The sequence below is a fragment of the Streptomyces sp. NPDC037126 genome, assembly GCF_055605965.1.
In genome coordinates this window covers 186,454-208,085 of the sequence record NZ_JBVJTD010000012.1, presented here as the reverse complement: position 1 = coordinate 208,085, position 21,632 = coordinate 186,454, and the positions used below count along the sequence as shown (strand labels likewise).

Below are 21,632 nucleotides of genomic sequence, written 5' to 3'. Positions count from 1 at the left end.
GGGGTACGGCCCCTCACGAGGCCCCCGGTGTGGGGGCCGCGGGCGTGAGGGCGCTGTGGGTCCGTTCGGAACCAGGTGTCACTTCAGGTGCAGCTGCTGGCCCGGGTAGATGAGGTCGGCGTCCTGGACGATGTCCTTGTTCAGCTCGAACAGCTTCTTCCAGCCGCCCTGCACGTGGTGCTTCTCGGCGATGGAGCTGAGGGTGTCACCGGTGACGACCTTGTACTCGCCGTCGCCCTTCTTGACCTTCTTGCCGGTCGGGGTGGTGACGGTCTTGCTCACGCTCGGACGCTCGGTGGAGCGGGTGGCGGCCTGCTTCTCGGTGGAGCGGGTGGTGGTGGAGGCGCTCGACGAGGTGCTCTTCGAGGCGGTGGGGGCGGAGCCGTTGTACGGGGTGCTCGACAGGCCCGTGCCGCAGACCGGCCAGGCGCCCTTGCCCTGCGCGGCGAGAACCTTCTCGGCGACGGCTATCTGCTGCGCCTTGCTGGCCTGGTTGGCCTGCCCGGCGTAGGCGGTGCCGCCGTACGCGGCCCAGGTGGAGGCGGAGAACTGCAGACCGCCGTAGTAGCCGTTGCCGGTGTTGATGGCCCAGTTGCCCCCGGACTCGCACTGGGCGACGGCGTCCCACTGGGAGGAGGTGGCGGCGGAGGCGTTGCCGGCCGCCATCAGCGGGGCGGCGACGACGGCGCCGGTGACACCGGCGAGCGTGACGGCGCGGACGGCCTTGGACGGACGACGGTGCTTGCCCTTGCCGGAGAACAGCATGGATCGATCCCCTCACCGACGCCTGCGAGGTGAGCTGTCGGGTTCGGGCCGGTTGAGTTGCCCGGCCGCGCACTCGCTCTCGCGATGCGCGGCTTCACCCCCAGCCGGTCCGGCGTCAACCGCCGGGACCGGCACTTACCTTGGGTCCCCCGCTCCTGCCCACGGCGCTTGACGCGACGACTGTTCCCGGGCGGCCGCTGGCAGGATTCGGCGTGTGCGGCTGCCGGGGCTCGTGATGACGAGCGGTCCTGACCGTAGACACGCGATCCACGGAATTTCAAAGACGATCAGGGCTTCTGAGACTCATCCCACACTTTCCCCGAACCGGACATTAGCCGTGAAGCGGGGCGTCAACTCCCGCTACTTTCCACCCTTTTCCGCACCCACGTCCAGGGTCTGACCGGCGGAGATGTGGTTCGGGTCGGCGCCGATGGCCTTCTTGTTCGCGGCGTAGAGCGCGTGCCATCCGCCGTCGACGCCAAGGGAGTCGGCGATGGAGCCGAGGGTGTCGCCCTCGCGGACGGTGTAGGTGTCCGTCTCCTGCGAGGCGTGCCGGCCGGACAAGGTGTCGTTCTGTCCGTTTGCCGCACTTTCGTCCGCACTGCCGCCCCGGTGGCGCCCGCCACTGCTGAGAGCGCCGGTGTCGACCAGGCTCCAAGAACCGCCGGTCTGCTGTGAATTGTCCGAGTCGTCGGCCGACGGAGTGATCACGGAGGTGCTGTCGCCACCCTGCGACGTCCCACCGCCGGGCGAGGTGGACTTGCCCGGCGTGGGAGTGCCGTGGCCCGGAGAGCCGGCAGCCGCGCCCGGGTCCTGAGTGGCGCCCTTGGCGTGGCCGGGAGCCGGCGTGGTGGCCGGGTCGGAGGAGGGGGCGGCACTGGAGCCGGAGTCCGCACCGGAGTTGGCGTCGGATCCGTTGCCGGTGTCAGAGCCGGACGAAGACGGCGAATCCGACAGGCCGGACGAGTCGGAGTTGTCGTCCGATCCGGACGAGTCGCCCGAACCGTTGCCGTGGCCGGAGCCGCCGACGCCCGGGTCGACGTCGACCGACGCCGAGTTCGAGGTCAGACCGGAGAGCAGGGCACAGGTGGCCCAGGGGGTGGTGCCCTTGTCGGCGAGGATCTTCTCGGCGACCGCGATCTGCTGCGAGCGGCTGGCCTGGTCGGCGCTGGAGGCGTACTGGGTGCCGCCGTGGGACTCCCAGTCGTCCTGGGACATCTGGAGGCCGCCGTAGTACCCGTTGCCGGTGTCGGCGCTCCAGGAACCCCCGCTCTCGCACTCGGCCACCTTGTCCCACGTGGTGCCGTCGGCCGCGTTGGCGCTCGCGGCGCCGAGGAGCGGGATCGCGATGGCGGAGCCGGTGACGCCCGCCGCGACGAGGAGGGCCGGAGCCTGACGGGGGCGACGGTGACGACCGTTCCCGGAGAGCATGCGGAAGCCTTTCGTGCGACAGCAGGGCCGGCGCGGCGGATGAAGCTGGGCGCCACGCTGATGGGTGAACGTATAGGCAGACGATCACTTGTCACAAGTTCATGCCGCGCAGATCACGTGAAGATCACAGTTTTCAACGCTGTCATGTTCAGCGTTCTACGGCTTGGGGGCACTCCTGCCCGCCGCCTTCCGGGCGGCGGGCTCAGCCGACCGGGGTGAACTCCACGGGCAGGGTGCGCAGGCCGCGCATGATGAGGCCGCCGCGCCACCGCAGATCGGCCGGATCGGCGGCGAGCCGCAGGTCGGGCAGCCGGGTGAGGAGCGTGGCCAGCGCGGTCTGGCCCTCCAGCCGGGCGAGCGGCGCGCCGAGGCAGTAGTGGATGCCGTGCCCGTACCCGAGGTGCTGGTTGTCCCTGCGGCCGAGGTCGAGCATGTCCGGGTCGGCGAACCGCTCCGGGTCCCGGTCGGCGGCGGCGAGGACCACGAGCACGGGGTCGCCGGGGGCGATCCGCTGCCCGCCGACGGTGAGCGGTTCGGTGGCGAACCGCCAGGTGGCCAGCTCCACCGGGCCGTCGTAGCGCAGGAGTTCCTCCACCCCGGTCTCCAGGAGGCCGCGTTCGCCGCGGGCCAGGGAGTCCTGCAGGCGGTGGCGCTGCCCGGGGTGGGTGAGCAGGGCGTACGTGCCGTTGCCGATGAGGTTGACGGTCGTCTCGAAGCCGGCGAACAGCAAGATGAAGGCCATCGCGGCGGCCTCGTTCTCGGTGAGGTGCTCGCCATGGTCGGAGGCGCGGATGAGCCCGGAGATGAGGTCCTCGCCGGGCGTGGGCTCGGCGGGCAGCGCCTCGCGCTTCCTGTGGATCAGCTCGGCGAGGTAGCCACGCATCTTCTTCACCGACCGGGCGACCCCGCCGCGTGGGCCTCCCCCGTGCCGGATCATCATGCCCGCCCAGTCCCGGAAGTCGTCCTGGTCCTCGGGCGGGACGCCGAGCAGGTCGCAGATGGCGTAGATGGGCAGCGGGAAGGCGAACTCGTGGATGAGGTCGGCGGAGCCGCGGGCCGCGAACCCGTCGATGAGGCGGTCGGTCAGCTCCTGCACGCGCGGCGCGAACTCGGCGACCCGGCGGGGCGTGAACGCCTTGCTGACCAGCCGGCGCAGCCGGGTGTGGTCCGGCGGGTCGATGTTCAGCAGATGCGTCATCAGCTCGGCCTTGCGCTCGCCCGGGATGCCGGTCTTGCCCTTGGCGTGCGCGGGCTCGTCGTGATGCGCCGGGTTCTTGCTCAGCCGCTGGTCGGCCAGGGCCTGCCGGGCGTCGGCGTACCGGGTGACCAGCCAGGCCTCGACCCCGCTGGGCAACCGCGTCCGGTGCACCGGCGCGTGCTCGCGCAGCCACGCGTAGGCGGGGTAGGGGTCGGCGGCGAACTCCCAGGTGAAGAGGTCGGGGCCGGTGTCGTCGGGGCGGAGCTGCTCGGTCACCCCTCGACGGTATCCGCCCGCACCGGACGACACCGAAACGACCGAACCCACCGGGACCGGCCCGCCGGTCGAGCGGAGCGCCGGGGTCCGGATCGGGCGGGGTCCACCCCGCCGGACTCCCTCGGCGGGGCGGACTCCCGGCACGCGGGGCCCGGCACACGGACTCCCGCGACGGGCGAACTCTCGGCGTGCGCGGTCCCGGCGCACCCCGGCGCACGGAGCCCCGGCTAGCGGACTCCCCCGGCGCACGGAGCCCCGGCTAGCGGAGCCCCGGTTCGTCGCGGGCTAGTTCTCGGTCGGGGGTGCTTCCTCTGTCGTGCGTATCGCGTCGCGGTAGGCGCGGGCCGCTGCCCGCAGGGCCGCCTCCGGGTCGATGCCGGCGGCCTCGGCGCGGGTCGCGAGACCGAGCAGCTCGTAGCCGACGCCCTCGCCGCGGGGCAGCGGGACGTCCAGGCCCGCGGTGCGGACGCGGGAGGCGAGCTTGGCGGCGAGGGCCAGGCCGGGCTGCCCGAGGGGAACGCCCTCGGTGACCGAGGTGCGCCGCTTCTCCTCGGCCTTGGTGCGCAGCCAGTGCGCCTTGACGTCCTCGGGAGTCTCGGCCTTCTCCTCGCCGAAGACGTGCGGGTGGCGGTGGATGAGCTTGGCGACGATGCCGCCCGCCACGTCGTCGACGGAGAACGGCGCCTCCGGGTCCTCCTCGGCGATGCGGGAGTGGAAGACGACCTGGAGGAGAACGTCGCCCAGTTCCTCGCGCAGTTCCTCGCGGTCGCCGGCCTCGATCGCCTCGACCAGTTCGTACGCCTCCTCGATGGCGTACTTGGCCAGGCCCTCGTGGGTCTGCCGGGAGGACCAGGGGCACTCGGCGCGGATGCGGTCCATGACCTGGACGAGGTCCAGGAGCCGGGCCCCCGGCAGGTCGTAGGAGGCGGGCAGCAGTTCCAGCTCCGGCATCCGGACGCGCCCGGAGCCGGCCAGCCGGGCCAGGCCGTCGGTGAGGACGGGCTCGCCCTCACCCGTCGCCACGACCACCACGGTCCGCCCGCCCGCGCAGGCGTCGACCAGCTGCTGCGCGGTGGGGGACGTCTCCACCACCGCGGTCCCGGCCTCCCTCAGATACGGCAGCTGCGGGTGGGCGCCGTCCGCGCACAGCACCGCGTCGGCCGCCCGCAGGGCCTGCCAGGCGGGCCAGGACAGCAGGCCCGGGGCGACGCGGTGGCTGGTGGTGAGCAGGACGATGCGGCCGGGGTCGGCGGCGGGTTCCGCGCCGGTGGGTCCGGAGCCGGTGGCCTCGGGGCTGGATGCGTTCACGCTCCGAACGTAACCCACGGCGGCGGCGAGCGGATCTCGGTTGTCCACAGGCCCGGCGGAACGTGTGATCGTATGACCGCCAGGCCCGCTGCCGTACCGTTCCGGCGCCCCGGGAACTACGCCGTCAGCGGCTGTCCGCCCGGCGCCGACGTGACCTCACGCACCCACGGCGTCTTGGCGTCCACCCGGCTGCTCTTCTGCACGTCCCAGGCGCCGTAGCGCGGGTTGATGTCGATGTGCAGTTCCCCGGAGGCCTTGGACAGGGCCTTCCAGAAGGCGGGCTGGGTGGTGTCGGTGCCCAGCGCGGCGGCGAGCTTCTGCGCCTCCAGCTGGAGGCGCAGGTTGTCGTCGAGACGCGCGGGCGCGATGCCGTACTTCTGCAGCCAGGCGGTCTCCAGGCCCTTGGACCCGCCCACCTGCTGCTCCAGGCCCGCGCGCATCTGCTGGATCTCCTTGCGGGTCACGGAGACGCCCTCGTCCCGCGCGGCCCGGTGCAGCACCTGGTCCAGGACCATGTTGTGCAGGGTGTCGCGAGTGAGGGCGCTGGTGGAGGCGAGGACCTGCTGGTACTGCGTGTCGTCCGCGACCGCGGCCCGCTGGGCCTTGCGGACCTCGTTGACCCGGCTCTCCAGCTGGGAGACGGTGATCCGCTGTCCTCCGACCACGGCGGCCGCGCCCGGATGCGCATCGTGTCCGCAGGCGGTCAGGGCGGGTGCCGCGGCGGCGATCGCGGCGGTGAGGACGAGCGCGGTGCGACGGCGGCGGTGCAAGGGAACCTCCAAGGGGAGATTGTGCGACGGTGCACAAGGTCTTGCGGTGATCGATGTTAGGCAGCGGTACTGCTCCGGCCAACCCATTCGACCAACGATTCACCACGACTTCGGGCACCGCCGCGCCCTCACCGGCTCAGCCCGTGATGGCCACCGGGCCGTCCCAGGCGTCACGGTCCACGGTGATGGTGTACCCGCCGCGCGACTCCTTGCTGTTGACCATGTACTGGTGAGCGCGGCTGTGACCGGTGAACGAAGTGGCGCTCCAGGGCCAGTCCGCCGTCGTCGTGTTCTGCTTGTCCCACAGCGCGTACCAGAGGTTGCCCGGCAGGTCCGTCTTGTCGGACGCGGTCGCGACGGCCTTGGCGCTGGAGCTGGTGAAGCCGTAGTAGCCGGCGCGGTACGTCTTGGCGTGCAGCCCCTTGTCGAAGGCGCGCACGTACGTCAGTACGGCGTTGTTGCACGACGTGTTGGTGGTGTCGTACGCCTCCATGTCGAGGTAGAGGGCGCTGCCCGCCTTCATGCCGAGGGCGGAGGCCTTGGCCACGGCGTCGGCGGCGTCCTTCGCGCCCAGGGAGGCGGCGGTGGCGGCGGTCAGCTTCTCCGGGTTGGAGCCGGACTGGCAGGGCGGCTGGGCGCCGACGTAGATCGGCACGAGCTTCCAGCCGAGCGAGCTGACCGACTTCACCCAGGAGGCGGTGAGGTTCGGCTGGGCGCAGCCGCGGTTGCGGCCGCCCACGTAGACGGCGGCGGCACCGTAGAAGCCGGTGTGCCACGCCTTCATCGCCGGCAGCGAGGGCGCGGTGCAGGTGTCGAACGCGCGGCCGGTGAACGTCTTCTGCGCGGGCCAGGCGGTGGCGGCCATGGAGGTCTGCGCGGCGAGGCCGGCCCCGGCCACGACGGCGCCTCCCGTCACCGCCCACGTGATGTATCTGCGCTTCCTGGACTGCCGGTGGCCGGCCATGGAACCCACCCCTGTTCGTTCGTGCCTGGCAAAGCGAAGCGCAACCTATCCGGCGCTCCTCATGCCGTCGGGAAACCCGATCCCCCGAAGATCACAAGATTCTCCCAGGGAACGGCAAAGACCTACCCGCGCACCTGCCCCAGCCACTGCAGGATGCGCCGGATGTCCGCGGCGAGGGGATGTCCCGGGCCGTGCAGCCGCTCCACGTCCATCAGCAGCCGCGCGAGCGTGTCGTGGGCGGCGGGGCGGTCGCCCAGGGCGAGCAGCAGATGCCCGATCCGCCGGCGGACCTCGTGGGCCAGCTGCGGGTCGCCGGCGACGTACTGGTTCTCGTAGTACGGCAGCAGCGCGCGGTACTCGGCGAGCGCCGCGGCCGGTTCGCCCAGCTGCTCCAGGCACTGCGCGGCCTCGTAGCGGAAGCGCAGCGACTGCGGGTCGGCCTGGCCGGCCTCGGCGGCGCGTTCGTCGGCGAGGCGGCGCAGTTCGGGCAGTGCGCGCCGGTACTGGCCGTCGTCCATGAGGGTCGCCGCGTACTGCTTGCGCAGGGTGCGCACGACCGGGGAGTGCTCGCCGTGCTGTTCGGCCGCGGCGGGCAGGATCGCGCCCAGGATGTCGACGGCCTGGGTGATGCGCCCCTCCCCCAGAAGGCGTTTGGCCTCGTCGACGGCGGCGGCGACATCCGGCTTCCCCGTCACCAGCGGCGCCGGCGCGACGGACGCGGGCTGGGGCGCGGGCGTGCGCGCGCGGTCCGGCCAGGGGGCGTGCGGACGCAGGAAGGGGCGCGTGGGATCCAGGGGAGCCCCCGAGGGTGTGCCGAGCGCGGGCAGGAGCGGCGCCAGGTCCTCGTACACCTCCTGCGCGGACGCCGGCCGGTGCTGCGGGTCCTTGGCGAGCAGGCGCAGCACGAGGGACTCCAGGTCCTCCGGGACCTCCGGGCGTATCCGGCGCACGGGAAGCGGGGGTTCGTACAGGTGCCGGTGCAGCACCCCGAGCGCCGTGGACCCCGAGAACGGCACGTCGCCGCTGAGGAGTTCGTGCAGCAGCACCCCGAGCGCGTACAGGTCGGTGTACGGGCCGACCGCGCCACCCATCGCCTGCTCGGGCGCCATGTAGGCGGGCGAGCCGATCGGGGAGCCGGTGTGGGTGAGGCGGGTGGTGTCCGTGTCCATGACGGAGGCCACGCCCAGATCGAGCACGGTGACCGTGCCGTCCTGTCTGACCATCACATTGCGGGGCTTCAGGTCGCGGTGGATGATCGGCACGGCGTGCACGGCGCTCAGCACGGCGCACAGCTGCGCGGCCACCGCCACCGCCCACTGCCACGGGTACGGGTCGTGCTCCGCGAGATGGTCGGACAGGTCGGCGCCGTCAACGTACTGCATGACGAGGAACAGCTCCTCGCCCTCGCTGCCCGCGTCGTGCACCGTGACCAGGCCGGGGTGGTCGACCTGCGCGGTCACCCGGCACTCGCGCACGAACCGGCGGCGCAGCTCCTCCGCCTCCTGGCCCGCCACCTTGTCGGGGCGCAGCAGCTTCACCGCCACGCGCCGGTCCAGCCGCTGGTCGTACGCCGTCCACACCTGGCCCATGCCGCCCTGGCCTATGAGCGTGGACAGTTCGTAGCGGCCGGCGACGACGCGTCCTGTCGCCACGGTCACCGTCCGCCCTCGTGGTGGTCCTCGTGACGGCCGTCGGGGTGGCCGTCGTGCTTGCGCAGGTAGTCGCTCAGCTCGTCCAGCTCGGCCCGCACCTGGTCGATCCGCGCGGGCGCGGGGCGCTGCGGCGGCGTGCTGGGCGGCGGGGGCTGGGGAACGGGGGTGTGCGACGGGGGCTGGGGAACGGGGGTGTGCGACGGGGGCTGGGGCACCGGGGTGTGCGGCACGGGGGTCTGCCGTACCGGGACCGGGGTGTGCGGTCCGACCGGCGCGGTGTACGGGTTCGCGGGCCCCGGGTAGCCGTACGCCGGCGCCGCTCCCGGCGCCCCTGCCTGCGCTTCGTATGCCTGCTGCCGCAGCATGAAGTGGCGTATCTCCGCGGCCAGGTAGTACGCCATCGCGCCCACCAGCGTGCCCAGCAGCAGGAACAGGCCCAGGTAACCGGCGGAGGTGTGGATCTCGTCGCCGGGCTCGCTCGCCAGCAGCACGATGCTGAGGATGTCGAGCACCAGCACCGTCACGAACAGCCCCCAGTCCAGGGCCTTGCGCGTGACCGCGGCCAGCCGCAGCGGCATCACCCAGGCCAGGAAGCCGATGCTGAAGAGCCCGAGCGCCACGAACAGCACGCGCAGGAAGACCAGCCACGCGGTGTGCGGCGGCTGCTTCACCGGCTGTCCGTGGCCGTGGCCTTGCATGGCTGCTCCTGTTGCCTGAAGTGGGCGTGCGGATCCGCCCGGCGTGCGCCGCGGTCGGGCGGACACCGGTCGTGCGATTGTCGCTTCGAGCATATGGCCCGGCACGGACAAGCGGTCCGGCTTGTACCGAACCGTTGTCCGCCCGCGGCCGGGGAACGTCCGGCCGGTGGTCACCCGGGGGTGGCTCGTGGGTCAGTCGGGGGCGACCGTGCCGTCGGTGAGGCCGTCGTACATCCCGCGCACGAGCTGCTCCCCGAGCCGGCTCGCGTGGCGCACGGCCCGCTCGAACTCGTCGAGCGCGCGGAAACGCGCGCCGTAGCGCCGTTGTTCGTCCAGCGGGAGCCGGGGCAGCTGCAGCCGGCGCACGTCGAGCCGGGTCGCGGTGGAGGCGTAGCTGCTGGCCTGCCGGTTGTTGGCGGTGCCGCGCAGGAAGCCGGCGAGGAACCACGGGTCCAGCGAGGCGCGGTCGGGGCGCAGGAGCACGAGGTTGCGCCCCAGGGCGGCACCCGCCGTGCCCTCGTCGATCACGCGCGCCACCGAACCGCCGCCGAGGGTCGGTACGACGATGTCACCCGGCTCGGTCAGCACGGCCTCGTCCTCGCTCTCGGGCAGCGTGCCCGAGGGCGCCGTGCCCGCGAGCACGTCGTGGTCGGTGAGCACCGGCACGCGCGCGGGGCCGCCGCTCCCGCCGGTGCGCAGCACCAGCGCGCCGCCGCGCGCGAGTTCGCCGACCGTGGTCAGCGGCCAGCGCGCGGGCGGGGCCGGCTCGGCGGGGGGCGGGGTGAGGTCGGTGGTCAGGCGCAGGGTCTCACCGAGGCGCTCGCGCACCGTCGTGAGCTGCTCCGCGCCGTCGGCCACGGCCGGCGGCAGACGGCGGGCCGGCGCGAGGTCCACGTCGTCGTCGAGGAGTTCGATGACGGGCAGGGAACGGGCCAGTCCCGGCCGCTCCTCCAGCCGCCCCGCGCGCCCGAAGGCACGCCAGGCGTCCAGCACGGCGTCCCGCACCGCCTCCCAGTCCGCACCGCCCCGCCCCTCCCTGGCGAACCGCCCCGTGTCCACGAGCAGCACCTCGGGCGTCACCGGCGCCCGCCCCGGCCGCCGCAGCACCCACACGTGCAGCGGGATGTTGTACGGCGGCGCCGCCCCGACCGGCAGCGCGACGACCGCCCGCAGCGCGCCCCTGCGCAGCAGGTCGGCGCGGATCCGGCGCCCGGAGCGGCGGGAGGCGGCGGCCGGGGGCATCAGCAGGACCGCCGTGCCGCCTTCGGTGAGCCGGGCCAGCGCGTGCTGCACCCAGGCCAGCTCCGACTCGGTGCGCGCCGGGAAGCCGTACTCCCAGCGCGGGTCGTAGGCGAGTTCGTCGTGGCCCCAGTTGCGTTCGTTGAACGGCGGGTGGCACAGCACGGCGTCGGCACGCAGCTCGGGGTGGGCGTCGGCGCGCAGGGTGTCGCCCGCGGCGCCGCGCACGGCGGCCCGGGAGTGCAGGGCGAGCCGCAGCGCGGTGAGCGCGGCGAGGTCGGGGGCGCCGTCCTGGGCGTACAGCTCCTGGCCGGGGCGGCTGTCCACGGCGCGCAACAGGGCGCCGGTGCCGCAGGCCGGGTCCAGGACGGTACGGGCGGGCCCGGCCAGATCGGCCATCAGACCGGCGAGTTCGGCCGGGGTGAGCGTGTACTGGCGGGGGTTGGCGTCCAGGTGCCGGCCCAGCAGGAACTCGAACGTCTGCCGCGCCCCCACCTCGGCGGCCAGCTCGGCCGCACCGCGTAGGAGCGGGGCGGAGGGCAGCAGTTGGGGGCCGGTGGGCGTGCGGAGGGCGGGGGTGCGGGCGGGGGCGGCGGCCGTGCCGGGCGCGCCCGCAGTGCCTGGGGCGCCTGGCGTGCCGGGGGCCGGCGTGCTTGGGGTGCCGGGGGCGGGCTCGGCACTGGTGGCCGGCGCGGTGCCGTGGGCAGACCCGGTTCCGGTGGCCGGCGTGCCTGGGGTGCCGGGGGCGGGCTCGGCACTGGTGGCCGGCGCGGTGCCGTGGGCAGACCCGGTGCCGGTGGCCGGCGCGGTTCCGGTGGCCGGCGCGGTTCCGGGCGTGCCGGGCGTGCCGTGCGCGGCAGAGGTGGTGTGAACCGTGGGCGGGGTGTTCACACGGAGCGGTTCCGCCGAGGAGTTCACACCGGGTGCGGATGCCGGGTTCACACCGGGTGCCGCGGGTGCCGGGTTCACACCGGAGGCCGTCGGCTGGGTGTTCACACCGGAGGGCAGCCGCTCGGCGTTCACACCAGATGCCGTGGGTGGGGTGTTCACACCCGGCGTCGCGGCGCCCGCGTTCACATCCGACGCCGTCGGCCCGGTGTTCACAGCAGGGGCGGCCGGCCCGGTGTTCACACCGGATGCGTCGCGCGGGCCGTTCAGGACCTCCGCGCCGCCCGCCGGCTGGCCGCCGTGCACCGTACGGCCCGGCGGTCCGCCGAAGCGCGGCGTCAGCACCTGCTCCAGCGCCCCCGGCAGCATCGCGGCCAGGCGCTCGTCCGAACCGGCGCTCACGTCGAGCCAGACGGTGGGGCGCTCGTGGATCAGCAGCAGCGCGCACCCGGCGTGCACCAGTGCCGTCAGCGGCCCCTCGGGGTGCCCGGCGAGTTGCTGCCAGACCCGTTCGCGCAGCGGGACCTCGGCGAGTTTGCCCTGCCTGCGCAGCCAGCCCTCGACCTCGGCGAGGGCGAAGGACGGGCTGGTCTCGGTGCCGCCCACCGGCTTGGGGAAGTCGGCGTGCCGGCGGCGCCAGTTGCTGACGGCCGCCCGGCCCACTCCGGCGAGCCGCGCGATACCGGCGGCGGTCACCTCTGTCGCGTTGTCCTGCACCGGCCCGGCTCCCCTCGTCCCATGTGTGCGCCGAGCATACCGGCGTACACAACGTCCATGCATTCACGGACGTGTACTCAACCCATCCTGTGAACCGTGTTGACTCGGTTCACAGGCTCTGGTCTTATTGACCCAGCGAACGGGCGGCCACCGGAGGGGGAGGCCGCCGCTTTGGGGAGGGGATTCGCCATGGGCATGAAGGCCAAGGTCGCGCTGGGCGTCGTCGTGGGGGTCGTCGTCATCGGTGCCGTGTCCGCGAACGCCGGCAGCGGCGGCAAGGACGGCGGTTCCGGCGGCGGCGACAAGAGCTCCTCGGCGTCCGGCGGGCACACCGCCGGTGACAAGAAGGGCTCGGGGGACGCGAAGGCGGCGGGGAAGAAGAAGGCCGCCATCGCCGGGGACGGCGAGTACCAGGTCGGCTCCGACGTGAAGCCGGGGACGTACCGCACGACCGGCAACGCCGACGACTCCTGCTACTGGGAGCGCGCCAAGGACGCCAAGGGCGAGACGGACTCGCTGCTGGCCAACGACAACGTCAGCGGCACGAGTTACGTGACCGTCAAGGCCACCGACAAGATCTTCAAGTCCAGCGGCTGCAAGGACTGGGAGGCCGTCGACCCGAAGGCGAAGGGCACGCCCGCCTCCTCGATGGACGGCAACGGAGGCATGTTCAAGGTCGGCACCGACATCGCGCCGGGCACCTACAAGTCGACCGGCAACGCCGACGACTCCTGCTACTGGGAGCGCACCAAGGACGCCGAGCACGGGCTGAACTCGATCATCGCCAACAACAACGTGACCGGCACGGCCGTCGTCACCATCAGCCCGAGCGACGCCTACTTCAAGACCGCCGGCTGCGGGAACTGGAAGAAGGCCTGACCGGGCAGGCCCCGGCACCGCCGACGTTCCGAGCGCCCGGCACCGCGTCGGGCGCACGCCGTCGGGCGCACCCCGGCGGGCGCACCCCGGCGGGCGCACCCCACACCCGCCTCACCAAGGTCACCGGCCCGGCGGATCCGCCACCGCTTTGGTTGTACCTTAAATCTTATGTGATCTTTATGTGACTCCAACTGCATACCGTACACAACCGCTCCACCACCCCCGAGAAGGTTTTCGATGCGTCTCCCGTCCCGTGCCGTCATGCTGATCGCCGTCGCGGCACTCCCGCTGGCCCTGTCCGCCTGCTCCTCCGGCTCGTCCTCCGACTCCGGCTCCGGGAGCGGCACCGGCGCCGGCGCCAAGCCGGCCGAGGAGAAGAACCCCAACGCCGGTCTGCTCACCGGCACCCAGCTGAAGAAGGTGCTGGCGCCCGCGTCGGCCGTCCCGTCCGGGCTCAGCCTCGAGGCGGACGGTTCCGCGGACAGCGGCGGCCAGTTCCTCGCCCCGTCCGGCAGGAAGACCGCGAAGCCGGACTGCACCAGGCTGGAGACCACCTCGTGGATCCAGGTGTCCGGTTACAAGGGCGGGGTGTCGTTCGCGCAGAACGACTACGCGAACAAGACCGAGGAAGTGGCCCAGGAGGTCGACGCCTTCCAGGGCACGACCGCGACCGCGGTGATGAAGGAGCTGCGGGCCGTGGCCGGCGAGTGCGCCACGTACACGGACACCGACGCGCACGCCAAGGTGAGGGTCGTCGGCAGCTCCACGCCCGGACTCGGCGACGAGGCGTACACGATGACGCTGACGAGCGGCTACTGGGGCAACGGCACCACGCTGGTCGCGGCCCGTTCCGGCAGCTCCGTGGTCACCGTGCAGTCCACGGCGGGCAGCGACAACGGTGCCGCGTCCGCGCGGAAGGTGACGACGGCGATCCTCGCGGCGCTGAAGAAGCAGGCGGCGCCGGCCGGTCAGGGCTGAGCACCGGCATCACGGCCCCACATCCGTTCCGTCCCCCGAAGGATGCCGATGCGTCAGACGTCCCGCCTCAGCGGCGGCGCCGATGAGGCCGCCGTACGAGACCGCGGCGTACCCGGAACAGCGCTGCGCGCCGCGCTCGCCCTCGGCCTGCTGATCGGGTTCTACCTGCTGGCGCTGCTCGTCCTCGTCGTGGTCGCGGCCCTGGACGTCGTGCTGGCCCGGGGCCCGGTCACGGTCATGGCGCTGGAGGGATACCTCGGCTCGCTGGCGATCGCCTGGTGCGTGCTGCGGGTCGTCCTCCTCAGCCGGGGCCGCCCGGCCGGGAAGGACGAACTGCCCGGGCTGCCGCTGACCTCGCAGCGGCAGCCCGAGCTGTGGCAGCGGGTGCGGGACCTGGCGGAACGGGTCGGCACACGGCCCCCCGCGGAGATACGGCTGATCCCTGGGGCCAATGCCATGGTCCAGGAGGACGCCCGGTGGCTCGGGCTGGTCGCGGGCGAACGGCGGCTCTTCCTCGGGGTGACGCTGCTGATCGGCCTGCCGCAGGACGAACTGGACGCGGTGCTCGCACACGAACTCGGGCACTACGCGCACGACGACACCCGGTTGGGAAGCCTGGTCTGGACCCTGCACGGCAGACTGGTGGACACCGTGTCCACGTTGCGGCAGCGGGCCGCACGCGAGGAGGCCGAGGAGAAGGCGGCGTCCGCCACGCGGGCCGCCCGGCGCAGGGCGGCCGGCAAGCCGCCGCGGCCCAGGACGCAGACCAAGCGGGGACCGGACCACTACCTGGCCGTCGTCTTCTCCGCCTACGCCGGGCTGTGCCTGCGTCTGACCGAGGCCGTCAGCCGCCGGCAGGAGTACGCGGCCGATCTGACGGCCGCCCGGATCGCCGGACGGGACGCCACGGCCGCGGTGCTGCGCCGTATCCCCGCGCTCGACGCCGCCGACGACCTCTATCTGAGCGCCTACGCCCTGATGGGCCGGGAGGCCGGACTGCTGCCCCCGCAGGGGCAGTTCCACGGCGGGCTCGCCTTCCTGCTCGCGGACGGCACACGCCGTGCCGAGCTGGAGGAGCTGGCCCGGGAGCCGCTCCCGGAGGAGAGTTCCCCGTACGACACCCATCCGCCCATGTCCGACCGGATCGCGGCGCTGGAGTCTCTCCCCGACGACGGACGCACCGCCTCGCGCGTGTGGCACCCCGCGTTCGGGCTGCTCCGGGAACCGGAGAGTGTCCTCGCGGATCTCGAACAGGCCGTACTGAGCCCCGAGATGATGTCGGGGCGGCGGGTGCCCTGGGCCGAACTGCCGTCGTGGGCCAGGCACGCGAGCTGGACCCGGGGCGCGGGTCCGCTGCTGGAGGCGGTGGACCGGGTGGCCGGGGCGTGGGCCGCGGCCGTACCCGGTGCCGCCCGGCTCCGCCACGTCCTGGACCTGATCGACCACGGCCTGCTGCACGAGATCGCCGCCCTGCTGCCCCGGTCGGAGCAGGCCCGCAACAGCAGCGGCCGCGCGGCGCGCGAGTTCGCCAGGATGGCCTTCCGCTCGGCCCTGCGCCAACTGGCCCTGCTCTGCGCGCTGGAGTCGGGCGTGATCCGGTTCGAGCTGAGCTGGGCGGGGCCCCCGGTACGACGGCTGGCACCCGAGGGGTTCGCCGAGGCCCTGGAGGAGGCCCTGGACCACGCGGTCGCCGAACCGGCCGGCACGGTGCCCCTGCGCGCCCTGCTGCTCGGCGGAGACCGTCATCCGGTCGGTGGCGCGCCCCAGGCCCCCGTTCTGCCCTGACGGCTCCCCTCTTCCTGCCCCGACAGCCTCCCCGGCCGCCTCCCCCAGGCGGCCTCGACTCGAAAGACCCGGTATGAACGTCCTGATCGACATAGCCGGTGCCGGCGCCCTCGTCTACGCGGCCGTCACCATCCCCCGCAACGCCCGCAAGGCGCGCGCCGCCCGCGCCGAGGCGAAGGCCAAGGCGCCGGTCAAGATCGATCCCGCCAAGTACGGTCTGGTGCCCGCCGCACAGCTCGACACCCGTTTCGCGGGGCCCGATCCGGAGGCGGACGCGGTCGCTGAGGCCGCCCTCGCCGGTGACTGGCGCCGGGCCGCCGCCTACCTGGCCGCGGCGGGCCGGGACTGGGACCTGCGGTGGTACCGGGTCGGCATCCTCACGCAGGCCGCCGTCCAGGACGACGGCTGGCTCAAGGCGTGGCGGACCGAGTACCCGAACGACCCGTCCGCCGCGCTCGTGCACGCCGACGCCTTCGTCGCCCTCGCCGGCGAGGTCCGCGGCGCGAAGCAGGCGAAGCACACCACGGCCGAGCAGTTCGAGGGCTTCCACCGGCTACTCGCCGAGGCACTGGAGCCCTGCCGGGAAGCCGCACGGATGGCGCCCGAGGACCCCTGCCCCTGGATCGCGCAGATCTTCATCGCCGTGGGGCTCGGCTGGTCGCACGACGACTTCCGGGCGCTGTGGGCCGAGATCACCGCACGCGACCCGTACCACTTCGGCGCCCACACCAGCGCCCTGCAGTACTGGTGCGCCAAGTGGCGCGGCTCGCACGAGCTGATGTACGCGTTCGCCGAGCAGGCCGCGGCGACGGCTCCCCCGGGAAGCCTGCTGCCCGTGCTGCGCCTGTACGCGCTGCTCGAACACGGGACCCGGGAGCGCGACGAGCCCGTGTACCACCAGCCGTTCGTCGAGGCGGCCGTGGACGCCACGCTGGACGCCGTGGACCGGGTGCCGGCCGGGCACCACCGGCTGCCGACGGTCCGGCACCTACTGGCGGACACCCTGTTCCTGACGAAGCGGTACGCGGAGGCCGTCGAGCAGTTCCGGGCGGTCGGTGGCCACATCGGCGGCGTGCCGTGGTCGTACTCGGGCAACCCGGTCAAGGCGTTCGTCTACGCCCGCACCAACACCTTCGTCGCCTGGGAGAAGGAGGGCTGCCCGGCCCCCACGCCACGAGGCCGGTCCACCGGGGTCTGACGGAGACCGGACGAGGGCGCCTGCAGCGGGTGGCACCTCGCAGCGCCGGCAGCCGGTCCGGCCGCTCCGCGACGGTGTGCACCTCGACGTCCATGGCGGCCACGGCAGGCCCTGCGCACCCGGTGTGCCACCGGGTGCGCAGGGCGGGCTCAGTGCGCCCGGAAGCGCGCCGGTGCCTCGGTCGGGTTGCCGCCCGAGGGGAGTTTCTGGCCGGGGCAGCCGGCGAGGACCTTCTTCATGGCGTCCTTCTCGGCGGAGGTGACCCACAGGTCGTACTTCTTCTTCACCGCGACCTGGGTGGCGACGTAGGTGCAGCGGTAGGCCTTGTCCGGCGGCAGCCAGGTGGCCGCGTCGCCGTCCCCCTTGCCGCGGTTGGCGCTGGCGTCGACGGCGATGAGGTTGAGGGGGTCGTTGGCCAGCGCTATGCGCTTGCCGGGGTCCCAGTACTTGGCGCCCGTCTGCCAGGCGTCCGAGAGGGCGACGACATGGTCGATGTCCACCAGGCTGCGGCCGCGCCGGTAGGTGATCTCCTTGCCGGAGTACGGGTCGGGCTCCAGCAGGCCGTACGACACCCTGCAGGTGCCGCCGGTGAACTTCAGGCTCTTCAGGTCGCGCTTGAGTATGTCGTCGCGCGTGTCGCAGGAGTTGGAGTCCGTGTCCGCCCACGCGGTGCCGAACCGCTCCCGGGAGTAACCGGTCTTGGGGGCGCGCCCCTTGACGGACAGCGCACCCGCGGCGGTCAGCGCCGCTCCCCCGCCACCCGGGGCCGGGGCTCCCGAAGTTCCCTTGTCCTTCAGGTCCGAACATCCGGTCACAGCCATCATCACGACGACCGCGGTGACCGCCCCGCCCCTCAGACGCGACACGTGCGCCCCCCTCTTGCTCGCCGTCTGCCGCCTCCGGACGGGCGGTTCTCTCCTGGCCCCACCGTGACCGGCGGGTGTTCCGGGCCGGACAGGGCCTCGGGGGACGGATGCCCGCAACGCCGCCTGGTAGTCGGGGCCTTGGCGCCGGGAAGAAGCGCGGGCCGGCGGCCGCGCGCCCGCTCACGCCATCACGGGACGGACGCCTCCCGCCGGCGTCCTTCACACCTTGCCGCGACGGCGGTCCCGCAAGGGCCCCTTCACACTCTGCCGGCCCTCGGGGGCGACCGCGACGACCGCGGGCCGGACGACACCGGCGGGGCTCGGCCGGCGCGCCCCGCGCCGGCCCTCGCCTCGTGCGCGCCCTACGACCCCAGAACCGTCGTCAGGAACTCACCCACCCAGGCCAGCAGTTCGCGGCCCACCAGCGGCTTGCCGCCGACCTTGGCGGTCTTGGGGCGGGGGATCAGTACCTGGTGGACGGCGGGCTTGATGACCGTGCCGGGGTACAGGCGCTTGACCCGCAGCTCCTGGGACTCGCGCAGGTCCACCGGGGCGAAGCGGATGTTGGTGCCCTGCAGGACGACCTCGCCGACACCGCAGGCGCGTGCCAGCATCCGCAGGGCGGCCACCAGCAGCAGGTTCTCCACCGGCTCGGGCAACTTGCCGTAGCGGTCGGTGAGTTCCTCGCGGACGGCCTTGATGTCCTCCTCCGAATCGGCGGAGGCGATGGCGCGGTAGGCCTGCAGGCGCAGCCGCTCGCCGGGGGCGTAGTCGTGCGGGACGTGCGCGTCGACGGGCAGCTCGATCTTGACCTCGAGCGGCGGCTCCTCCTCGGCCCCGCCGGTCTCCAGCTGGCGCCGGTAGTCCGCGACGGCTTCGCCCACCATGCGGACGTAGAGGTCGAAACCGACGCCCGCGATGTGGCCCGACTGCTCGCCGCCCAGGAGGTTGCCCGCGCCGCGGATCTCCAGGTCCTTCATGGCGACGTACATGCCCGCGCCCATCTCGGTGTGCTGGGCGATGGTCGCGAGGCGCTCGTGGGCCGTCTCCGTCAGGGGCTTCTCCGGCGGGTACAGGAAGTAGGCGTAGCCGCGTTCCCTGCCCCGGCCGACGCGGCCGCGCAGCTGGTGCAGCTGGGACAGGCCGAAGGTGTCTCCGCGCTCCACGATGAGCGTGTTGGCGTTGGAGATGTCGATGCCGGACTCGACGATCGTCGTCGAGACCAGGACGTCGAACCTCTTCTCCCAGAAGTCGACGACGACCTGTTCCAGGGCCGCCTCCGACATCTGGCCGTGGGCGGTGGCGATGCGCGCCTCGGGGATGATCTCGCGCAGCCGGGCCGCCGCGCGGTCGATGGACTCGACGCGGTTGTGGATGTAGAAGACCTGGCCCTCGCGCAGCAGTTCGCGGCGGACGGCCGCGCCGATCTGCCGCTCCTCGTAGGGTCCGACGAAGGTGAGCACCGGGTGGCGCTCCTCGGGGGGCGTGGTGATCGTCGACATCTCGCGGATGCCGGTCACGGCCATCTCGAGGGTCCGGGGGATCGGGGTCGCGGACATCGTCAGCACGTCGACATTGGCGCGGAGCTTCTTCAGCTGCTCCTTGTGCTCGACGCCGAAGCGCTGCTCCTCGTCGACGATGACCAGGCCCAGGTCCTTGAACTTGGTCTCGGAGGAGAACAGCCGGTGGGTGCCGATGACGACGTCGACGGCGCCTTCCTTCAGGCCCTCCAGGACGGCCTTGGCCTCGGTGTCGGTCTGGAAGCGGGAAAGCGCCCGCACGTTCACCGGGAACTGCCCGTACCGCTCGGAGAACGTCCCGAAGTGCTGCTGCACCAGCAGGGTCGTCGGCACGAGGACGGCGACCTGCTTGCCGTCCTGCACGGCTTTGAAGGCGGCCCGTACGGCGATCTCGGTCTTGCCGTAGCCGACGTCGCCGCAGACCAGGCGGTCCATGGGGACCGTCTTCTCCATGTCCTCCTTGACCTCGGCGATGGTGGTGAGCTGGTCCGGGGTCTCGGCGTAGGGGAAGGCGTCCTCCAGCTCGCGCTGCCAGGGCGTGTCGGCGCCGAAGGAGTGGCCGGGGGCGGCCATGCGCGCGCTGTACAGCTTGATCAGGTCGGCGGCGATCTCCTTGACCGCCTTCTTCGCGCGTGCCTTGGTCTTGGTCCAGTCCGCGCCGCCCAGGCGGTGCAGGGTGGGCGCCTCGCCGCCGACGTACTTGGTGATCTGCTCCAGCTGGTCGGTGGGGATGTACAGCCGGTCGCCGGGCTGGCCGCGCTTGGCGGGGGCGTACTCCACGACCAGGTACTCGCGGGTGGCGCCCTGGACGGTGCGCTGGACCATCTCGATGTAGCGGCCGACTCCGTGCTGTTCGTGGACGATGTAGTCGCCCGCCTCCAGGGTGAGCGGGTCGATGGTCTTGCGGCGGCGGGCGGGCATCCGGGCGCCGTCGCGGCCGGCGGTGCGCTGTCCGGAGAGGTCGGTCTCGGTGAGCACGGCGAGCTTGAGTGCCGGGTCGACGAAGCCGTACTCGATGCAGCCGCAGGAGACGTGCACCACCGAGGGGGTGGGCTCGCCGAGGTCGGCGTCCAGGCGGGCGGCGATGCCCTCGTTGCCGAGCACCTCGACCGTGCGGGCGGCCGGGCCGTGGCCCTCGGTGACGAACACCGCGCGCCAGCCGTCGGCGAGCCAGCCCTTGGTGTCGGCGAGGGCCTTGGCGGTGTCGCCGCGGTAGGTCTCGGGGGCGTGCATGCCGAGCTTGAGGGTGTCGGCGTCGAGCTCCTCGTCGGCGGCGAACGGGGAGACGGACCACCACATCATGTCCAGCTCGCGCGCGCGGTCGCGGACGTCCGCGATGGACCACAGGGAGGCGGCGTCGACGTCGATGGGGGCCTCGCCGCCGCCGGCGGTGGCCGCCCAGGACGCCTGGAGGAACTCCTGGCTGGTCGCGACGAGGTCGGCGGCGCGCGTGCGGACGCGCTCCGGGTCGCAGACGACGGCCATCGCGCCCTTGGGCAGGACGTCGATCAGCAGCTCCATGTCGTCGACGAGGACGGGGGCGAGGGACTCCATGCCCTCGACGGCGATACCCTCGGCGATCTTGTTCAGGAGTTCGCCCAGCTCGGGGTGGTCCTCGGCGAGGGCACGCGCGCGGGCGCGGACGTCGTCGGTGAGCAGCAGCTCGCGGCAGGGGGGTGCCCACAGGCCGTGTTCGGCGACTTCCAGGGAGCGCTGGTCGGCGACCTTGAAGTAGCGGATCTCCTCGACGTCGTCGCCCCAGAACTCGATGCGCAGGGGGTGTTCCTCGGTGGGCGGGAACACGTCCAGGATGCCGCCGCGCACGGCGAACTCGCCGCGCTTCTCGACCAGCTCCACGCGCGCGTAGGCGGCGGCCGCGAGGGCTTCCACGATCTCGTTCAGATCGGCGCTGCGGCCGGTCCTCAGGGACACCGGCTCCAGGTCGCCGAGGCCCTTGACCTGCGGCTGGAGCACGGAGCGCACCGGTGCGACGACGACGGAGACGGGGCCGGTCTCGGGGTCGTCGGGGGTGGGGTGGGCGAGGCGGCGCAGCACGGCGAGGCGGCGGCCGACGGTGTCGCTGCGGGGGCTCAGCCGCTCGTGCGGGAGGGTCTCCCAGGAGGGGTACTCCACGACGCCCTCGGGGGGCAGCAGCGAGCGCAGGGCCTCCGCCAGGTCCTCGGCCTCGCGGCCGGTCGCCGTGACGGCGAGCACGGGGCGGCCGGCCTCGCGGGCGAGGGCGGCGACCGCGAAGGGGCGGGCCGCCGGGGGGCCGACGAGGTCGACGTGCATGCGGTTGCCGTCCGCGGCCGCGGTGATCGCTTCCGCGAGGGCCGGGTCCTTGACGACGGCGTCGAGCAGACCGTGCAGGCTCATGGGGGCTTCCATCCGGGGAGGAACAACGCAAACAGCCCGACACGTCTCACGTGCCGGGGATGCCAGCCTACGACGCCGAGAGCGATGGCGCCGCACTCCTGGCCGCTCCGGGCGGCAGGGGGGT

The 21,632-nt window shown here is 73.1% G+C and carries 15 protein-coding genes and 1 riboswitch; of the genes, 4 read left to right on the top strand and 11 right to left on the bottom strand.

All coding sequences use genetic code 11. From position 1 onward, the window contains the following. Positions 1-78: 78 nt before the first annotated feature. From ACZ7FF_RS25765 to ACZ7FF_RS25725, 9 genes are all read right to left on the bottom strand, one after another. Positions 79-765, bottom strand: a complete 687-nt coding sequence (locus ACZ7FF_RS25765) for a transglycosylase family protein (protein ID WP_470814634.1) — start codon at positions 763-765, stop codon at positions 79-81. 4 nt (positions 766-769) lie between these two features. Next, positions 770-942, bottom strand: a riboswitch (cyclic di-AMP (ydaO/yuaA leader). 183 nt (positions 943-1,125) lie between these two features. Beyond that, a complete protein-coding gene (locus ACZ7FF_RS25760) occupies positions 1,126-2,196 on the bottom strand; it encodes a transglycosylase family protein (protein WP_470814633.1) in 1,071 nt (356 codons plus the stop codon). A 202-nt stretch (positions 2,197-2,398) separates the two neighbouring features. After that, a complete protein-coding gene (locus tag ACZ7FF_RS25755; protein ID WP_470814632.1) occupies positions 2,399-3,670 on the bottom strand; it encodes a cytochrome P450 family protein in 1,272 nt (423 codons plus the stop codon). 285 nt (positions 3,671-3,955) lie between these two features. Further along, on the bottom strand, positions 3,956-4,978 hold the full coding sequence (locus ACZ7FF_RS25750; protein ID WP_470814631.1) for a nucleoside triphosphate pyrophosphohydrolase: 1,023 nt from the start codon (positions 4,976-4,978) through the stop codon (positions 3,956-3,958). Between the two features lie 116 nt (positions 4,979-5,094). Then, positions 5,095-5,748, bottom strand: a complete 654-nt coding sequence (locus ACZ7FF_RS25745) for a SurA N-terminal domain-containing protein (RefSeq protein WP_470814729.1) — start codon at positions 5,746-5,748, stop codon at positions 5,095-5,097. A gap of 136 nt (positions 5,749-5,884) precedes the next feature. Continuing rightward, complete coding sequence (locus ACZ7FF_RS25740; RefSeq protein WP_470814630.1) at positions 5,885-6,712, bottom strand: glycoside hydrolase domain-containing protein; 828 nt, start codon at positions 6,710-6,712, stop codon at positions 5,885-5,887. Between the two features lie 122 nt (positions 6,713-6,834). Next, the gene (locus ACZ7FF_RS25735) at positions 6,835-8,328 is read right to left on the bottom strand and encodes a protein kinase domain-containing protein (RefSeq protein WP_470814728.1); all 1,494 of its coding nucleotides are present in this window, start codon (positions 8,326-8,328) and stop codon (positions 6,835-6,837) included. Positions 8,329-8,366: 38 nt separating this feature from the next. Further along, on the bottom strand, positions 8,367-9,062 hold the full coding sequence (locus tag ACZ7FF_RS25730) for a hypothetical protein (RefSeq protein ID WP_470814629.1): 696 nt from the start codon (positions 9,060-9,062) through the stop codon (positions 8,367-8,369). Positions 9,063-9,254: 192 nt separating this feature from the next. Beyond that, entirely contained in the window at positions 9,255-11,906 is a 2,652-nt protein-coding gene (locus ACZ7FF_RS25725) for an N-6 DNA methylase (protein WP_470814628.1), read from the bottom strand. 189 nt (positions 11,907-12,095) lie between these two features. Between ACZ7FF_RS25725 and ACZ7FF_RS25720 the strand changes: the two genes are divergently transcribed. The 4 genes from ACZ7FF_RS25720 (at position 12,096) to ACZ7FF_RS25705 (ending at position 16,746) form a co-directional block, all read left to right on the top strand. Further along, a complete protein-coding gene (locus tag ACZ7FF_RS25720; RefSeq protein WP_470814627.1) occupies positions 12,096-12,785 on the top strand; it encodes a hypothetical protein in 690 nt (229 codons plus the stop codon). A 237-nt stretch (positions 12,786-13,022) separates the two neighbouring features. Continuing rightward, positions 13,023-13,763 carry a hypothetical protein gene (locus tag ACZ7FF_RS25715; RefSeq protein ID WP_470814626.1) on the top strand — a complete coding sequence of 247 codons (741 nt, stop codon included), beginning with the start codon at positions 13,023-13,025 and terminating at the stop codon, positions 13,761-13,763. A gap of 48 nt (positions 13,764-13,811) precedes the next feature. Then, entirely contained in the window at positions 13,812-15,548 is a 1,737-nt protein-coding gene (locus ACZ7FF_RS25710; protein ID WP_470814625.1) for a M48 family metallopeptidase, read from the top strand. A 73-nt stretch (positions 15,549-15,621) separates the two neighbouring features. Further along, complete coding sequence (locus ACZ7FF_RS25705) at positions 15,622-16,746, top strand: hypothetical protein (protein ID WP_470814624.1); 1,125 nt, start codon at positions 15,622-15,624, stop codon at positions 16,744-16,746. Positions 16,747-16,895: 149 nt separating this feature from the next. Here the strand turns inward: ACZ7FF_RS25705 and ACZ7FF_RS25700 are convergent, their stop codons facing one another. After that, the gene (locus tag ACZ7FF_RS25700; protein WP_470814623.1) at positions 16,896-17,612 is read right to left on the bottom strand and encodes an HNH endonuclease family protein; all 717 of its coding nucleotides are present in this window, start codon (positions 17,610-17,612) and stop codon (positions 16,896-16,898) included. Positions 17,613-17,974: 362 nt separating this feature from the next. Beyond that, entirely contained in the window at positions 17,975-21,508 is a 3,534-nt protein-coding gene (gene mfd, locus ACZ7FF_RS25695) for a transcription-repair coupling factor (protein ID WP_470814622.1), read from the bottom strand. Between the last annotated feature and the right edge of the window lie 124 nt (positions 21,509-21,632).

Excerpts from the sequence above, each read along its gene's own strand:
- ACZ7FF_RS25730 (WP_470814629.1), bottom strand. The coding sequence starts at position 9,062 with ATGCAAGGCCACGGCCACGGACAGCCGGTGAAGCAGCCGCCGCACACC.
- ACZ7FF_RS25710 (WP_470814625.1), top strand. The coding sequence starts at position 13,812 with ATGCGTCAGACGTCCCGCCTCAGCGGCGGCGCCGATGAGGCCGCCGTA.
- ACZ7FF_RS25740 (WP_470814630.1), bottom strand. The coding sequence starts at position 6,712 with ATGGCCGGCCACCGGCAGTCCAGGAAGCGCAGATACATCACGTGGGCG.
- ACZ7FF_RS25765 (WP_470814634.1), bottom strand. The coding sequence starts at position 765 with ATGCTGTTCTCCGGCAAGGGCAAGCACCGTCGTCCGTCCAAGGCCGTC.
- ACZ7FF_RS25760 (WP_470814633.1), bottom strand. The coding sequence starts at position 2,196 with ATGCTCTCCGGGAACGGTCGTCACCGTCGCCCCCGTCAGGCTCCGGCC.
- ACZ7FF_RS25715 (WP_470814626.1), top strand. The coding sequence starts at position 13,023 with ATGCGTCTCCCGTCCCGTGCCGTCATGCTGATCGCCGTCGCGGCACTC.
- ACZ7FF_RS25720 (WP_470814627.1), top strand. The coding sequence starts at position 12,096 with ATGGGCATGAAGGCCAAGGTCGCGCTGGGCGTCGTCGTGGGGGTCGTC.
- ACZ7FF_RS25705 (WP_470814624.1), top strand. The coding sequence starts at position 15,622 with ATGAACGTCCTGATCGACATAGCCGGTGCCGGCGCCCTCGTCTACGCG.
- mfd (WP_470814622.1), bottom strand. The coding sequence starts at position 21,508 with ATGAGCCTGCACGGTCTGCTCGACGCCGTCGTCAAGGACCCGGCCCTC.